This window comes from Paenibacillus sp. FSL H8-0260, assembly GCF_045040625.1.
In the GTDB taxonomy this organism is placed as follows: domain Bacteria; phylum Bacillota; class Bacilli; order Paenibacillales; family Paenibacillaceae; genus Paenibacillus_AQ; species Paenibacillus_AQ odorifer.
In genome coordinates this window covers 1,371,964-1,387,006 of record NZ_CP150298.1, presented here as the reverse complement: position 1 = coordinate 1,387,006, position 15,043 = coordinate 1,371,964, and the positions used below count along the sequence as shown (strand labels likewise).

Annotated in this window: 15 protein-coding genes; 2 read left to right on the top strand and 13 right to left on the bottom strand. The window is 45.1% G+C overall.

Annotation, left to right across the window (positions count from 1 at the left end; all coding sequences use genetic code 11):
- Window positions 1-2: 2 nt before the first annotated feature.
- The 3 genes from MHI51_RS06020 to MHI51_RS06010 form a co-directional block, all read right to left on the bottom strand.
- Window positions 3-752 (bottom strand): SAF domain-containing protein, encoded by a 750-nt coding sequence (locus MHI51_RS06020; RefSeq protein WP_076219714.1) that lies wholly within the window; start codon window positions 750-752, stop codon window positions 3-5.
- Window positions 753-927: 175 nt separating this feature from the next.
- Window positions 928-1,827: a formyltetrahydrofolate deformylase gene (gene purU, locus MHI51_RS06015; RefSeq protein WP_076219715.1), complete on the bottom strand. Its 900-nt coding sequence runs from the start codon at window positions 1,825-1,827 to the stop codon at window positions 928-930.
- 65 nt (window positions 1,828-1,892) lie between these two features.
- Window positions 1,893-3,002 (bottom strand): deoxyribonuclease IV, encoded by a 1,110-nt coding sequence (locus tag MHI51_RS06010; protein WP_036681702.1) that lies wholly within the window; start codon window positions 3,000-3,002, stop codon window positions 1,893-1,895.
- A gap of 172 nt (window positions 3,003-3,174) precedes the next feature.
- Here MHI51_RS06010 and MHI51_RS06005 point away from each other — a divergent pair, with 172 nt between their 5' ends.
- Complete coding sequence (locus MHI51_RS06005) at window positions 3,175-3,636, top strand: DUF2621 domain-containing protein (protein ID WP_036681700.1); 462 nt, start codon at window positions 3,175-3,177, stop codon at window positions 3,634-3,636.
- A gap of 48 nt (window positions 3,637-3,684) precedes the next feature.
- Window positions 3,685-4,587 (top strand): TIGR01777 family oxidoreductase, encoded by a 903-nt coding sequence (locus MHI51_RS06000; RefSeq protein ID WP_342410887.1) that lies wholly within the window; start codon window positions 3,685-3,687, stop codon window positions 4,585-4,587.
- A gap of 27 nt (window positions 4,588-4,614) precedes the next feature.
- Here the strand turns inward: MHI51_RS06000 and MHI51_RS05995 are convergent, their stop codons facing one another.
- From MHI51_RS05995 to MHI51_RS05950, 10 genes are read right to left on the bottom strand one after another with little or no spacing between them, the layout of a single operon-like run.
- Window positions 4,615-6,189 carry a DUF6382 domain-containing protein gene (locus MHI51_RS05995; protein ID WP_405173679.1) on the bottom strand — a complete coding sequence of 525 codons (1,575 nt, stop codon included), beginning with the start codon at window positions 6,187-6,189 and terminating at the stop codon, window positions 4,615-4,617.
- An 18-nt stretch (window positions 6,190-6,207) separates the two neighbouring features.
- Entirely contained in the window at window positions 6,208-6,717 is a 510-nt protein-coding gene (locus MHI51_RS05990) for a prepilin peptidase (protein WP_076128203.1), read from the bottom strand.
- 25 nt (window positions 6,718-6,742) lie between these two features.
- The gene (locus MHI51_RS05985) at window positions 6,743-7,723 is read right to left on the bottom strand and encodes a TadE/TadG family type IV pilus assembly protein (protein ID WP_076277688.1); all 981 of its coding nucleotides are present in this window, start codon (window positions 7,721-7,723) and stop codon (window positions 6,743-6,745) included.
- A gap of 18 nt (window positions 7,724-7,741) precedes the next feature.
- Window positions 7,742-9,970, bottom strand: a complete 2,229-nt coding sequence (locus MHI51_RS05980; protein ID WP_405173678.1) for a hypothetical protein — start codon at window positions 9,968-9,970, stop codon at window positions 7,742-7,744.
- Window positions 9,971-9,997: 27 nt separating this feature from the next.
- Window positions 9,998-10,669: a TadE family protein gene (locus MHI51_RS05975; protein WP_076277687.1), complete on the bottom strand. Its 672-nt coding sequence runs from the start codon at window positions 10,667-10,669 to the stop codon at window positions 9,998-10,000.
- The gene (locus MHI51_RS05970) at window positions 10,666-10,854 is read right to left on the bottom strand and encodes a Flp1 family type IVb pilin (RefSeq protein ID WP_036681690.1); all 189 of its coding nucleotides are present in this window, start codon (window positions 10,852-10,854) and stop codon (window positions 10,666-10,668) included. The genes MHI51_RS05975 and MHI51_RS05970 overlap by 4 nt, the downstream gene beginning before the upstream one ends.
- 13 nt (window positions 10,855-10,867) lie before the next feature.
- Entirely contained in the window at window positions 10,868-11,743 is an 876-nt protein-coding gene (locus MHI51_RS05965; RefSeq protein WP_405174040.1) for a type II secretion system F family protein, read from the bottom strand.
- A 10-nt stretch (window positions 11,744-11,753) separates the two neighbouring features.
- A complete protein-coding gene (locus MHI51_RS05960; protein WP_076277686.1) occupies window positions 11,754-12,557 on the bottom strand; it encodes a type II secretion system F family protein in 804 nt (267 codons plus the stop codon).
- A gap of 30 nt (window positions 12,558-12,587) precedes the next feature.
- Window positions 12,588-13,820, bottom strand: a complete 1,233-nt coding sequence (locus tag MHI51_RS05955; protein ID WP_405173677.1) for a CpaF family protein — start codon at window positions 13,818-13,820, stop codon at window positions 12,588-12,590.
- Window positions 13,813-14,976, bottom strand: coding sequence for a hypothetical protein (locus MHI51_RS05950; RefSeq protein WP_076185824.1), 1,164 nt, complete (start codon window positions 14,974-14,976; stop codon window positions 13,813-13,815). Before MHI51_RS05950 ends, MHI51_RS05955 begins: the two co-directional genes overlap by 8 nt.
- Between the last annotated feature and the right edge of the window lie 67 nt (window positions 14,977-15,043).

Genomic DNA, 15,043 nt, shown 5'->3' with positions numbered 1-15,043 from the left:
CCCTACTCTACCCGTACGATCCACAGTTTTTTGCCCTGCTCCAAAAATTGTCCTAGCCGTTGACCCTCACTTTTCTTCAGCTTCAATTCTGGTGTCGCCACCTTGCCAGTAGAAGTGAATCGGTTATTGTTGTTGCCTTTCTCAGAATCCTGCACATCATTATTGTCTTCTGTTCGCACATAGTTCACGGTAACTCCAGATAAAAAGATCTCTTTAGCAGGATCGCTAAGCAAGCTTTGTTTTTTCACCTGTTCCTCGTTTTCTTTTTTAACTGTATTTGAACCAAGCGCCTCTCGCTGCTTCTCTCGCTCACCTTCTACAAGATAAATGTCTACCTTATCCCGGCTTCGCAACGAACCATTGATGGCATAAATAGCCTCCTTCGGAATAGGAAATATACCTTCATCCTGCAAAGGCTCTAAATCACTAACATCCACCAGTGATGCTGTCAAAATACTACCGTTAGTCAGATTCACATTCGTAATTTTGTGCTCCACTTGTGCGATTTCCGTAATTACACCAGAGGGTATATCCTTGGTCTGAACAGAATCCAGATACAAATCACTTGCTTTCAGCTCATAATTTTTAGGTAGAGATTCCCCAGCTCCCACCTTAACTTTGACCACGGTTTGGGAAAGCACGTAGGGCTTGAAATAGAGATCATAACCTAGCAATCCCCCGAATCCAGTAATCAAAATGAGACTTGCGAAAAAATAATTACGTTTTAACAAACGTCCTCGCTGTAACGCCAAACCTTCCACCTCCTTAACTATATGATTTTTGAGAACGACAAAAAGCACCTTGGCATAAATAGCCAAGCTGCTGGTAAAATGCTTTTTTACCTGATAGAGATTTAGTGAACTATTAAATTAAAGGATTCCGGTGAAAGCCCTCGGGCATAACCGTTGCTTTCACCGGAGAATACCTTTATTTAAATACTACAGTTTTGTTCTGATGGACGAGAATCCGGTCCTCGATATGCCATTTCACCGCACGAGCCAGAACAACACGTTCAATGGTACGCCCAATCCGTTTCAGCTCAATAACATCATCACTGTGGCTTACCCGCTGCACATCCTGTTCAATAATCGGTCCACCATCTAGTTCTTCAGTAACATAGTGAGCGGTTGCCCCGATAATTTTCACCCCACGTTGGTACGCTTGGGCGTATGGATTGCCGCCAATAAAGGCAGGCAGGAAAGAGTGGTGAATATTAATAATCTGATGGCGATAATGCTCAATAAAGGACGGCGAGATAATCTGCATATACCGTGCCAATATAATAACATCGATATCGTCTCCGATGACCGCTAACTGGCGTTTTTCTGCTTCATCCTTAGTATCCGCTGTGACTGGAATATGATGAAATGGAATGCCAAACGACTCGACATAAGATTTCATATCCAAATGGTTACTAACGACGAGGGCAATATCGGCATCGAGATCGCCCGCTTGCCACTGCCAGAGCAGTTCAACAAGACAATGGTCTTCTTTAGAGACGAATATGGCAAGTTTCTTCTTATGACGAACATTAAAGATCTTCCAGTCCATCTTAAAACGCTCCGCCACTCCGCCAAATTGAGAGCGAATCTCTTCCAGACGATCGCCTAATTCAGGTAGGTCAAACTCGACTCTCATAAAGAACATTCCGCCATCTGGATCCATCGTATACTGATCCGACTGCACAATATTTGCGCCATGCTGATACAGAAAGTGTGATACAGCCGCCACAATTCCCGGTCCGTCAGGGCAGGAAATAAGCATACGTGCCCGGTTGGAATAATGCTCGACACCCGACGAATTGTTTCTTTTTACGTGTAATTCCATGACCCTCTTCCCATCCTCTCATCTACCTACGCAATCTGAAGTATAGCTTAAGCGTTCACGAGCACTTAATTGCCTGCTAACCAAGCAATTAAACGATGATTAATAGCTTCCTCGCTTAGTTGCGGAAACAACTGGGCTGCGACAACTTCATCGTACAGACGCTCCAGTGGTTCACGTGGATCAGCTTTTTTAGCTTTGGCATCGTTCTTCAGCAGCTCCCAGACATTAAGTACATATTGACGGGAATCAATCTCCTGCTTGGCAAAAAATTCACGTAATGTTTCAACATCCTGCACGAATTCCGGTCCAAAGCGTTCAGCTACGTTACCACGCAGCAAAGCGATCTCCACCTCATACATCGGACGTTGTGTCTTAGCATCTTTACCAATCCATGGGGTCTCCAGAATGAAAGGCAGACCTTCCAGCTTTTCATGGTGTACGATTTTGTTAATCGTATCAAACCCAATCCAACCTGAGCCAATTGGCGTGTGACGGTCTTTGCGAGCGCCACATGGATTTTTACTGTCATTAATGTGGATTACACCAAGACGGTTCAACCCGATAGTCTCATCAAATTTGTTGAGAACACCGTCCAAATCATTAACGATATCATAACCAGCATCATGAATGTGGCAAGTATCAAGACAGACCGATAGACGTTCGTTATGTTCGACCTTAGCAATAATAGAAGCGATTTCTTCAAAACTGCGGCCGATCTCTGTTCCCTTACCAGCCATAGTTTCTAGAGCGATATGCACTTCCGTTTCATTCGTGCCTCCAAGCACCTCATTCAGGCCATCTGCAATCCGCTGAATACCATATTCAGCATCTTTATCAGTGAACGCACCTGGATGTAATACAATATGCTTGACCTCAAGTGCATGGGTACGGCGAATTTCCTCTTGCAGGAAATCAACAGCCAGTTGGTACGTATTCTCTTTATAGGAAGCGAGATTAATAATGTAAGGTGCATGGACAACAATCTCCTCTACACCATTCTCTTTCATAACCTGCTTCCCTTCGTTGGGATACATGGCATCAATCGGCTTGCGGCGCGTATTCTGCGGCGCTCCTGTATATATCATAAACGAGCTGGAACCATACTCATTTGCTTCATTTGCTGCGGTCAAAAGACCCTTGTCCGAGCAAGACACGTGTGAACCTATTTTCAGCATACTTCTTCCCTCTTTCCTTCACGAATTAACCCCTATTCTACCGTGATCGGAAAAATAAATCTAGACGAGGCCAATATGCCGGGTTCTGCTTCGCAAAACTTTGGAAATAAGCTATACTTTAATATGAGAATAATTCGTGTGAGAATCCTCATTGCCAAAAGGTGGTGTATGCATGTTTATCCAATCAGGACTTGGTTTATTATCCACACCGAGCAATTGGTTTATGAACTCTATCGCTTTCTGGACATTTATGCTGCTTGGTTCCATGTGTATCGGCGGTTTTTTTATGTTCCGCAAATTCCTAAAGGTCCTGCCCAAAGCTGATGGAAAGTCAAAGCTAGACTGGCAAAATTACTGGGTAGAACGTAGCCGCCCGCTCTGGAGTGACGAAACAAAAGCCTTTTTGGACCAGCTTGTTCAGCCTGTACCTGGTCCATTTCGTGATATTGCGAAGCATTCTATTGCTGCCGAGATCGGAAAAATCGCCGTCGAGAGCAATGCAAAAGAAGTTACTCGCGATCACTGCATTAAAGGTTACATAGTTGCCACACCGCGGCGCGATAACCGTTTTCTTGTCAATTTTCTCGAAAAGAATAAAATTGATTACTCTGCTTACCAGCATTTGTTTAAGTAATTTTTAATGAATTGTACGATTTAGAACGGAGGCCCTCCTTTGAAATATGTGATATGTGGCGGCACCGGTTTTATAGGTAGCGAACTAGCAAAATACTGGCTGCAAGCAGGTAATGAAGTTGCTATTGTAGGTCGGAATTTACCAAAAGACGCAACAACAATTCATCCTAAGCTGAGTTACCACACCTGGGACAGTCTAAGTTCTAATCCCGATCCAGTGGAAAATGCAGCTGCCCTAATTAATCTCGCCGGAGCTTCCCTTAGCCAGCGCTGGAGTCCAAGTGGCAAAAAAGCGATTATGCAGTCCCGACTTGCAACCGTTTCCGCAGCAGCTAAGTTAGTAGATCAAATGAAGCAAAAGCCTTCCGTAATCATTCAGGCTTCCGCCGTGGCGATTTACGGTACCTCTTTAGAGGATACTTTTAGTGAATCCTCACCAGCCCAGGTCATGGATTTCCCTTCAGAAGTAGTTAAGACATGGGAAGAGGCTTCAGATGAAACCTACCATGATATCCGCGTGGTCAAGCTGCGTACCGGAGTTGTGCTCGGCAATGAGAGCGGAGCATTCCCCAAAATGAAGCTGCCTTATTTATTAGGTTTTGGCGGCAACATTGGCTCTGGAAAGCAGTGGCTCTCTTGGATCCATCTGACGGATATTGTGCGTCTAATTGATTTCTGTACGCAAAATCCAACGATTAACGGACCTGTTAATGCGACTGCTCCAAATCCGGTAACGAACGAAGAGTTCGGCAGAACGATTGGCAAAGTCTACAAACGGCCGCACTGGTTCCCTTTGCCAGCCTTCCTGTTAAAAACAGCAGTCGGGGAATTATCCGAAATCTTACTCAAAGGTCAGCGCGTCCTGCCCGCAGCGGCATTAAATCATGGCTTTGACTTTACCTTCCCTACACTTCAAGTCTCTTTAGAAAATTTGAAAAAACAAAAATTGTAGAGCCACATTCATCGTTAGAACTCACCTTCATGCTGTATGAAATGTGTAGCTTCCTTTTATAATTTTAAATGTGGTCCCCTCTGTTAGTGGATACTCTTTATACGGGACCATGGCTTCACCTTGAAAAAGCGTTCCATTTCTGGAGTCAAGATCCTTCAGAATATATCCGCTGGTGCTTCTAGATATTTCAGCGTGTACTCTAGAGGCTCCTTCTGATCTTTCCACATATTGAGCCACCTCTGCCGATCGGCCGATAATGAAGCTAGTTCGATTTAACTCGATCATTTCCGCCTCTTCACCCTCCTCACCGCTTCTTTGGAGATAAGGAATACTCCGATCCAGCTTTTCGATTTGTCGTCCTTGCTCAGGCATTTTCTCCCGTGATAATAAAGTTGTTGGTGCTATGGCTTCTGGTGCTTTAACAGAACAATGTTCCTCTGCTAGTGATTCATGACGGGTTGCCGGAACGTTAGCTGCTGAATCTGAGAATTGCGGAGTTACCTTTGGGATTGTTGCTGGAGGACGCGTAGAAGTCACAGGGTTCCTGCCAAAATTCCACTCCAATTCTTTCCGACTCGGATTACAGTTAGTATCTTCAGAATCTTCACTCAGACTATCATCATCTTCTTTACCAAGCTTTAACCTTCCGCTCCAAACCATCCAACTTAAAACAGCCAATACAATCGTCACAACTACACAGACGGCAAGCCATAACGGCTTTGTACTATCCAAATATAGAAACTTCCACAGTAGTGCATCTCCTAATAGACACCCTAGCACTATATAGGTTCTTGAGCTTGAGGCTTGCGGATTCGTTACCTGCTCATCCTCCAAGCTTAGAGACACGCTCTCCTCCTCTTTTATCTTAAGATTAGGATAGCTGCTGATCCAAGGAGTAGCAGTCGGCTGCTCCAATCCCTTATCTTCGCGATGCTCATATATTTTTCTTAATGGTGGAGCTGCTGCCTCTTTCACTAGATATTCTTTTACGCCTTCATGAAGCTGTCTTTCAGGTGTAACGGGCTCTCTTTCTGTCAGCAACTCTGATAAAAGAATCTTTAAGCCAGCTGGAGTAAATCCCTCTTCACTGCAATATTGCAATAGTCTTTGCACACCACTGCCAGTTAGCTCTGTGATAGATGCCATTAACACCATGATTAGTGACTTGAGTGACTCTCCAAGCTTTGAACCAGACTTATTCTCCTGAATGGGTATGTAGGTCAGGTATACTTTACCGCTCTGTAACGACCCTTCAATAAAAATGTAATCTGCATGCAAAGCATACTGTTCCGCCCGCAGCATATATAATCTGCCATCTTCCATGCCTTGGGCAATTTGCAGCAATAACCCGAAAAATGAGCTCATACTTAGCTTCTCTCCTTTGAGTAGATGACTAAGCATTTTTTTGCGTAAAACAGCGTATTCCATAGTAACCTTCATATCTATTTCTCTAAGTAACAGCCTCAAATGATGAGGAATGTCGGTGTTCATCAGCATGCGCGCCTGAATCAAATTAAGCTTCTCCGCGTGTATTCCTTCGGGTTCACCAAGGATCATATATATACCATCCTGTTGTATAAAATCACGGGTTAATCCGAACAACAAACATCACCTCCCGAACTAAAAGTATAGATAAGCGCATATGGAACCAGGGATAACAGCCAGCATGAAAGGGAATTTCAACAGTTCACTATCGTTATTTTTTAATAGAAACGGGCTCTTCCATAAAATAAATCCAGAAATTCTGCTGATGATCTTACGCGAACGACTGACCGCCTCCCGTCTCTTTAAAACAATTAACCAGCCTATTAAAGCACCAAATAGTACAGAGTACATGACGACTTGCAGCGTAAACAACATCCCTGTCCACGCTCCGATTCCAGCAAAAAGCTTAACATCCCCCGCGCCAACCGCCCCTAATAAATGCATGATCAGAAGGACTGTAAATCCTACAGCAGCTCCCCCGAAAGCCCTCAGCAGTCCATGCCAGCTATTGATCACCCCTTGTGCAAGCAGACCGGTGAGCAAGCCTGACAAGGTGATCCAGTTTGGTATTCTCATCGACTTCAAATCTGTAATCAGTGCCGCTGCTAAAAACGGTAGACATCCCCAAAATGTCCACTCTGCCATTTATTACACTCCTTTTTCCACCCTTTCACTTCACTACTGTGAACATAACCTCAACAGATCTACCATCATCCAGTTGTATAACAAACGGCCACGAGCCCGGTGTGGTATTTACACCAATTTTCCATTCCCACTCGATATATCCATCTTCATCCGCTTGTTTCCAGCCTAAATATTTGGCAGTACTGCCCCCGCTCTTATAAAAGACTGACAAGCTGGCAGAAGCATTCGGCGGTATTCTGGCACGAACCTTGCCTTGCTTATTCGCTACAGCCGGGTTCGGCTTTTCTAAGATTTCAATGAATTCATCTGGTTGGCCAGTACCGTTCCCCTCCTTGGCTGTGCCTTCTCCCGTATCCCCGATCCAGAGGCGTTCAACAGCACTTGCTTCTAAAACAATACTTTGGTTTAGAAAGGGGACCTTCATCGGCAGCTTATAACTAACCACTAGCCCAAGGTAGGGACGAGTACCCTCTTTTAGCTCCGGCACCATAACATTAGATACATGAATTCGCTCATAATCCAGTAAATCTGATGTCAGGTATGGTTTCAATAAAGGTTTGATCGCAAGATCAAGTACACTTTCACTAGTCTCTGCCTGAAGCTTCTGCAACGGTCCCTCACCACTTTCTAAAGCCGACATAACCCACTCATTTAACGGCTTGGGTAAAGACTCAGCATAACTATCGCCCCAATCAGTAAGTGACAAGCGAGGAATAGTCCAATTCAGGCCAGCAGAATGATCACTGTCATCCCCTCCTGAATCATCACTTACTTCGCTGGATATTCCCCATTTTTGCACCGCCAAAGCCGCAGGATACATATGAGTTGAAATAGACTTTACAGTGTCTGATGCTGTACTTTGCAAAGCTGTCGAATACAAGGTCATCTGTACGATAGAAATCAGGAACAGGACGAATAGCAGGAAGAACGGAAGAACCATCGCCGCTTCTACTACCATGCTACCTTCTTCCTTGTCCTCCCCTCTGATTCCATACCCATCCCCCATCTCCTTACCAACCTCCCGCTAATAAGAATAATCAGCTTTTACTGCCCTCAGATACTTATTCCCTTGTACCTCTCCCGGAAAAGCAGCGGTATAATTCAACATTTTAACTACACCTGGCAGAAACCATAACTGCATTTGGAGCTTAATGTCCGATGATACATAGGTGTTTCTTTCCTCTGGATTTATTCCTGTGTTCAGTTGAATCAGAGCCAGCATCCGCGATAGCTGCACTTCCCCGCCTCCATGCATTATCATGAACAGTCGCAGATGATCACGGTAAGTCAGCTGCGCCGGCATATATTTGGATAAAGGAATCGCATCCTTCTCACAAAGCTGCAACATATCCTGAATGGCATGCTGGATTCCATACAACAGTGCCGCCGCTAGAACAGCCAGTGGATTTCCCAAGGTTGCCTTCTCTATAAATCCTTCCATTGTGCGAATGGACAACCTCATCGCGAATATTTCGGCATAGGCTGCGGCCACATTCCCTGCGGGATTATGAAATCCGTATAAAATGTATTCCAGCTCCTGAGCGCGAGGATCAAGCTGATCTGTGAGCTCACTAGTGTCTTCCAGAGAATTCAGTGCCAGACTAGCTAACTTTGAAACATCAAAATGCTGAAAATAAAGCGCGGAATACTCCGTTTGAAAAAGCCTGTCTCTAGCGCCCCCCATAATGCCACTCATTGCTGCATAAATCCCGTCAATATCCTTCATCGCCGAGCTTCCAGCAGCATAGGGATCTGAGGATACTTCAGATTTATCAGAGGATTGAGACTCCAATCCGTTGTTAAATGAAACATTGTCCTCATAAAATTGATGAAGGATTTGATAACGTTCCATCGAAGCTGCCGCTCCGCTACCTAGCATTCTAATTTTGTCCAGCAGTGCTCTAACCTCGCCCAGCTTGGATTTGGCTTCCCCCTCTACTTGCTTACGTGCTTTATCCGAGCTGCGATACTCTTCAAGAAAAGCCAAATCACTAGCGATAACACTTCCCTTCTTACCGTATTTTTTATAATAGTTGTCCACTACATGCGAAGCCCCTAGAACAGAGGAAATCATTTGGTAGGAATCACCGTTGACTCCCAAAGCTTCATGCAACACTCCTGATAATCCTGTTACCGTCGGTTCAATGGACTCGTACGCACTTTGCTGCATAAATAAACTATTCTCCATACTACTAATGTCAGCCGAAGAGAGGATCAAGGCATCTTCCTGTTCATGCAGCTTTTTAAGTGGCTCAGCGCTTATTTCCCCCGAGTTTCCCGGAATATCCCAGTCCTTAGCAGGATCGTCTGCCAGATTTACGCCACTTATTCGGGAAGCTGCCAAAACATCTCTCATCCGGTCATTCAATTGCTGCGCTTTGTTTAACGCATCCTTCGCTTCCTCCATTGATTGTCCATGTTCTTCATGAAAGGTTGTTAATAAGGATGGGAGCCGCGACAACATCTCTGAAGTTCGGCTCTGATAAAGTGCCAACTGATAAGTGTACTTTGCAGGCTTTTTACTATCACGATATAGATCTTCGTAATATTTCCCAAGATAGTCACTATACTGTGCTGGTATATCCGCGGCTGCTTGCATGCTTCCGAGCGAATGGGCCGAGATAGAATCTCCGGGCGGATTCATAATCCATAGCAGTACTCTTCTTCCACTCTCCGCCGCTTGGCTTCTCCGCTCTAACATTAGATCCAAATTCTCTTCACGTTCATCATATAAAGGTTGCAGCTTACTAAGTAATTCAGTAGCTCTTGAGGCCTCTGCCATTACGCCCGACAGCGGCTTGAATTTACCTGCCAGCTCCAAGGCGAAATCAACCGGAGCCTTATATTTCATCTCTTCCAGTATTTGATGACGAAAAACATCATAACTTCCCAGCGGCCGGCTCCATTCCAAAGAGGAGGATTCCAGTACAAAGGGTAAGAGATTGAACGTATCCCCCCGCCCACTTTTATGCAAATTTTCATTGAGCACTTTGGACAGCAGCATATCACCATCACTATCACCGAATGCAAATAAACCGTATCTCTTACGCAATTCAACATGATATGAAGACATAACAGAGCGGATACTGGCTCTCGCTAATCGTTCCTCCTGAACGTTGAACGCAGCGATTCGCGCATAATCAATCAGCACGGCAGTAAATAGAAAGACGAAAGCCAGCACCATGATTAGAAAAATTGTAACTGAGCCTTCTGTTTTGCCCTTAGCAGGACAACCCGTAATTATACTTTTCATTAAAACCCCCTCCCTTGAACAGAGATTTTACTTATCCTGAAGCTTGGTCAGCATAGCAGAAGCATCCTTCTTATCCATGTAAACTGCAGATCCACTACCCTCAGAGCCCCCTTTAAATTTAGCTCCAAAATAACGCATCAGGTCGACCGTACGAATAAACTCAACAGGCTCGACAATGATAGACTGGGCTTCAACAGTTGGGTTAGCCTCATCCGATAGAACGCTATCAAGCACAGGCAAGCTCAGTAGACGATTTAACTCGGCCTTTACTCTCCGTCCTGTAAGGCTGTGAGCATAACGCATAGTTCCTGGCATATTGTCCGGAATCATAGTAGACGATTGGCCCAGTTTAAGCACTGGCAATTCACTCTTCTCTGATAATTCACCGGGCAACTCTATTGTCACGCCAGCACTGCCAGCTTCTCCACCAAATAATGAGGCTAACAAGGCATCATCCCCAATTCTCCAATAAAGGGAGTCATACTCACCAGCCATGTAAGAACCAGAGACCTCCTTGTGACTGTTGTCCCAGTTGTAAGCCGCACGCTCAGTAGCTCCTGAGGCCACTTGCAACAGCATGGACTTCTGATAGCTATACAAGCAAAAAAACAAAAGAAGCATCGTAATAAACATGACGATCGGCAACAGAAGTGACGCTTCAATAGTAAAACTGCCTTGATCACCCTTAAACTTGTTCAATCGAATACTTCCTGACTCTTTTCACCCGCCGTTTTAATTAAGGCTTCTACTACCTCTTGAATTTTGTCCTTAAACAAAAGAACAACTGCAATCAAGACAGCAATAATCAAAATCATCTCCAAAGTTCCTAAACCTTCCTCGTCTTCCCAAAAGTTCTTCATACTGTCCAACATTGTTGATACCATCAGCTTCAGCCTCCTACATTTTTAACATCAAAAATGCTGGCGTTCCCACCAGTACAATTACTATTAAAAAGATAACTACCATCGGAAAAACTAATTTAGAGGATGCTTGCTCTCCGCGCGTCCGGCTAAGTGCCTTTCGTTTATCCCACAACATCCGCGACAGATCACGTAGCGATAGCACAAAATCCGCTCCACCTCTGCGATAATTCAGCAAAACTGTCGTTGTGAATACCGATACCTCCTGTACAGCGCATCTCTTGCTGAAATTTTCAAACGCCTGCTGGAAAGAATATCCGCCCTCCCATTCACTAGTCATAGTCATTAGCTCCTTATACAGAGGATGATTCGTATCCCCCCGGTGGCTTTCCACACAGCGAATAATAGCTCGTTGCACGGTCTCTCCTGCGCCAACCAACAACACAATACTGTTCAGCAGCTCTGGCAATTCGAGCATAATATTCTGCTCCCTAACTCTCACCTTTTTGTGCAGATCACTAACCATAGCGGTTGGTAGAGCAATTGCCAAAAACACACTCAATATCATACCTGCCTGTTCGCCACTAAATGCTGTAATCAAGCTTCCACCTACAAGCAACAGCCAGCTGTAACTTAGCATCTCACCCATGAACAGCAGGGTCCGCTCTGCGCTATAACGCATACCATAACTGCGCTGTAGAGAACGCTGAATTCTGAATAACAGTGAGGGAAACCGACTGGCGATACCACTCTTCTCAATAAGCAGTAATAACGGTTCGCCTAACTTCCGAAGCCGTAATCCTTCCATAGGAAGACTGCGTAACGCGACATATCTGTTGCCGCATTGAATTCGCAGTAGAACCCAGACTATCAGCAAAATAACAGTAACCACCGCACATAGCCAGCGCATGATTTCACCCCCTTCACAGTGGAATGTCCATTATTTTAGTAGTCCAGAGATAACATAGGAATAAAGCAACAAGCGCTAATGTCGATATGGCTATACCCGCTCCTGTATACATAGGTTGCATATATTCTCCAGCCGTCAAACTCATAAACATCACCATGATCAGCGGAGATATCAGCAGTGCCTTAGCCTCAAATTTCTTCTGAGCAATACTTACAGCAATATCCTGCTGAATATCCAGCTTCTCACCGATAATCGTTGATGTACGGCGCACCACTTCTACAAGATCACCACCAGTACGTTTACAGACCGAGAACACATCCGCAAATCGCTCGATGTCCTCCATTCCCGCTCTTTCACTAAAGTTCCGCAGCGCTTCTTCCACAGGCTGTCCATATTCCATGCGTGCACAGATAATGTTTAACTCGGAGATCATATCACTGCTTCCCTCCGGGTCGAGCATACGTAAATCCTGAACCGCCTCTCGGAATGCATTCTCCACCGAACGCCCAGCTGAAAGGGAGGAAGACAGCGAAAATAACGTCTGCTTAAATTGTAAATTCAGTGCATTTCGACGTCTTTTCAGTAGATAGTTACGCAGCATATGCGGGGCATAAGCTCCGCCAGGCATAAGCAGCAACGACAGCAGCCAATGATGATAAAAAAGATATCCAATTCCATACATCAGCAGTCCACCTGCAGTAAGGGTCAGAATCCTCTGCAGCAAGGTCAATTCGTATACCTTATAATCTGGTAATAACGAAGGACCGTCAGGATCCGCTTCTACAGGCTTTGCAGCAACAAATTTAAACTTAAGCATGACCTCCCCCCCTTCTGGAATTTTGAATCTCTATTGAGCCAATGGATAGGAGTTTACACCAGCCATCCTAAGCTTCGTTGTATGCAACAATGGGTTACCACAGGGAAGCAGCCCCCCTTGCACCCTTCCCTCTCGTTCACCAGCTTCTTGAAATTCATATAAGGGATTCAAGATCACTTCCCCGTCTTTCAACCCCGCAACCTCACTGATCTCCATCACCCGCCTGGAACGATCACGGAGACGTGATAAGTGTACGAAGATATCAATTGCCGATGAAATTTGCTGGCGAACAACAGCTACCGGAAGCTCCGCAGCACTTAGCACCATCGTCTCCAGTCGACTGACCATATCGTGTGCGCTGTTACTATGGCCGGAAGACAAGCTTCCATCGTGCCCGGTGTTCATAGCCTGCAGCATATCGAGACATTCCGCTCCCCGTACCTCCCCCACAACAATCCGGTTAGGGCGCATTCGCAGGGAAGAACGAATCAAATCTCGGATGGAAATCTCCCCTCTACCTTCCGTGTTAGCATTCCTGGTCTCCAGTGAAACAAGGTTCGGCACGGTTACAATCTGCAGTTCAGCGGAATCCTCTATCGTAATGACCCTCTCCTGTGGGGGGATATACTGAGATAATGCATTAAGAAAAGTAGTCTTTCCAGAGCCTGTCCCGCCACTAATAAAAATATTGTATTTAGCAGCCACTAAAATTTGCAGCAACTCTGCGGCTTCCAAGCTTAAAGCTTCACGATGGACTAAATCCTGCATCGTCATCGGTGTTTCAGGAAATTTCCGAATGGTCATCGCCGGGCCTTTCAGAGCTACCGGCGGAAGCACGATATTTACACGCGATCCGTCTTTTAGCCGAGCGTCAACGATAGGCGAAGAATCATTTACAACCCGGTTCACACCGGATACAACCGTCTGGATAATATCCTCCAACCTGCTGATGGACTCAAATTCCAAATGGAGACGACGAATCTGCCCCTCCTCTTCTACAAAAATCTCAGTATGGCTGTTAATCATAATCTCAGTGATCGCCGGATTATCCACTAAGGGCTGGAGTACATCCAATCCTCGAAAAGAATCGAACAATCTCTTCACGAGCTCATGTTTCTCCTGTGCTGTTAAATAACGCAGATTTTCGCTGTCCAAAATTGTCCTTTCAATATATTGGGTGAGTTCAAGATTTCCAACTGCAGAAGTAACATCTAATCCTGCCCGGATGTCACTGCGAAGTGCCTTAAACATTTCCTCATTCATGTAAACCCTTACCAGTGAATACTTGCGGAAGCGACGGTTCTATAATCTGCTTGCACAGCTGTAAGATCTCCTTTTGGAATTGTGGTGAGTTCAGAAAAAGCTCCTCACGGTGCTGCAGCGTCCAAGATGGGATATACGGAAGTACACCTTCAACGGTAATTCCTTCCGGAGGTGCCCACACCTCTAAACCCTCTGCGGCAAAATTCACGGCAAATCTACTTTTGTCCATCACTTGGCTGGGCATACCAGAATTAGGAGCATTGCAATGGGATAGCCATCTCATGGTCTTATGAATGCTTACCTCGTCATTTCTAACTACCCACAATAGAATTCCGCATTTATGTAACACAGCTTTGGCACGTTCTTCTTCAATACTGCCGGTATCTATTATAACTACGTCAAAATTTCTTTCCGCAACCAACAGCGCCAACAAATCTAGCGTATCCTGCGTAGTCATCTGCAGCATTTCTTTTACATTAATAATTGGCCTAAAAGCAGCACTTCGAAGGTGATCATACCTAATCACGTATTGCCCCAAATCAATCGTATCGGCTCCGCCCTTATCCCGGCTGGCTTTGATTTCATAAAGGAGCCGCTCTAGTCCAGGCGTATTTCCTGCAGGGGGCCGTAAAAATAATCCACTGCTGTCCACACTTTCAAGATTCAAATAAAAGACCGAAAGCCCCAATTCACCTAGCTGCTTAGCCATATTCATAGCTACTGTGGTTTTGCCCGTGTTCCCGCTTGAGGAGACGATACCGAGCAGCAGCGTTTCATCTAATACAGAGGAACCTCTAGCTCGTTTCACTTCACATAGTTGAATAAATGCTCCCAGCAGAGAAGGCAGTGCCTGATATTTCGCAATCATGATGCCTCCAGCCAGGCTTTTAGAACTCCTGCTAAGATAAGCTCCCTCCTCACTCAAAACTGCCCAAGGCACCTTAGTTCTTCCCTCCACAAGCCAAGCCTCGATAAAAGTAACGTCACCTACAACAGCATCCGGCATATCCTCTCCCCTCATAAAATCGATAAAAGCATCCAGCCGACTAAAAGCCGTGATTCGCAGCATTTCTCCATACTCACTATGATGAAGATAGTGTAGCAATGGTTCGATATATTGGCTTTCACGCACTGCGAGTACAATCCTTGCCGCCATAAAACCTCTCTCCTTTCGCAAGAAATTTATAAATATTGTCAAAAAAAAGACAGCAAAAAAGCACCGA

Bases quoted from the DNA above. Each gene is read 5' to 3' on its own strand.
- purU (WP_076219715.1), bottom strand. From the start codon at position 1,827: ATGGAATTACACGTAAAAAGAAACAATTCGTCGGGTGTCGAGCATTAT.
- MHI51_RS06010 (WP_036681702.1), bottom strand. From the start codon at position 3,002: ATGCTGAAAATAGGTTCACACGTGTCTTGCTCGGACAAGGGTCTTTTG.
- MHI51_RS06005 (WP_036681700.1), top strand. From the start codon at position 3,175: ATGTTTATCCAATCAGGACTTGGTTTATTATCCACACCGAGCAATTGG.
- MHI51_RS05990 (WP_076128203.1), bottom strand. From the start codon at position 6,717: ATGGCAGAGTGGACATTTTGGGGATGTCTACCGTTTTTAGCAGCGGCA.
- MHI51_RS05985 (WP_076277688.1), bottom strand. From the start codon at position 7,723: ATGGGGGATGGGTATGGAATCAGAGGGGAGGACAAGGAAGAAGGTAGC.
- MHI51_RS05980 (WP_405173678.1), bottom strand. From the start codon at position 9,970: ATGAAAAGTATAATTACGGGTTGTCCTGCTAAGGGCAAAACAGAAGGC.
- MHI51_RS05970 (WP_036681690.1), bottom strand. From the start codon at position 10,854: ATGGTATCAACAATGTTGGACAGTATGAAGAACTTTTGGGAAGACGAG.
- MHI51_RS05960 (WP_076277686.1), bottom strand. From the start codon at position 12,557: ATGCTTAAGTTTAAATTTGTTGCTGCAAAGCCTGTAGAAGCGGATCCT.
- MHI51_RS05955 (WP_405173677.1), bottom strand. From the start codon at position 13,820: ATGAATGAGGAAATGTTTAAGGCACTTCGCAGTGACATCCGGGCAGGA.
- MHI51_RS05950 (WP_076185824.1), bottom strand. From the start codon at position 14,976: ATGGCGGCAAGGATTGTACTCGCAGTGCGTGAAAGCCAATATATCGAA.